The sequence below is a fragment of the Streptomyces chattanoogensis genome (assembly GCF_001294335.1).
In the GTDB taxonomy this organism is placed as follows: Bacteria; Actinomycetota; Actinomycetes; order Streptomycetales; family Streptomycetaceae; genus Streptomyces; species Streptomyces chattanoogensis.
The window spans coordinates 1-571 of the sequence record NZ_LGKG01000048.1; the positions used below are offsets into that span (position 1 = coordinate 1).

The window sequence follows — 571 nt, forward strand, 5'->3', positions numbered from 1 at the left end:
GGCCTCCTCGATGTGCTCCATGACGCCGCCGAGGTAGAGCTCCTGGCCGTCGTAGAGTGCATCGACGTCGATCTCGATGGCGTCGTCCAGGAACCGGTCGACGAGGACCGGCCGCGAGGGGCTGATCTCGGTCGACTCTTCGATGTAGGACGACAGCCGGGTCTCGTCGTAGACGATCTCCATGCCGCGCCCGCCGAGGACGTAGGACGGGCGGGCGAGTACCGGGTAGCCGATCTCGTCCGCGATCGCCTTCGCTTCGGCGAAGGTGGTGGCGGTGCCGTGCTTGGGCGCCGGAAGACCGGCCTCCGCCAGGACCTGCCCGAAGGCGCCGCGGTCCTCGGCGGCGTGAATGGCCTCGGGGGACGTGCCGACGATGGGCACGCCGTTGTCCTTGAGCGCCTGGGCCAGTCCGAGCGGGGTCTGGCCGCCGAGCTGGACGAGGACGCCGGCGACCGGTCCGGCCTGGGTCTCGGCGTGCACGATCTCCAGCACGTCCTCGAGCGTGAGCGGCTCGAAGTAGAGGCGGTCGGAGGTGTCGTAGTCGGTGGAGACGGTCTCCGGGTTGCAGTTG

At 69.7% G+C, this 571-nt stretch carries 1 protein-coding gene; it reads right to left on the minus strand.

All coding sequences use genetic code 11. The features are described 5' to 3' along the window. A partial coding sequence (locus ADL29_RS08230; protein ID WP_483855163.1) for a carbamoyl phosphate synthase preATP-grasp domain-containing protein occupies positions 1-571 on the minus strand: 571 nt, incomplete at both ends.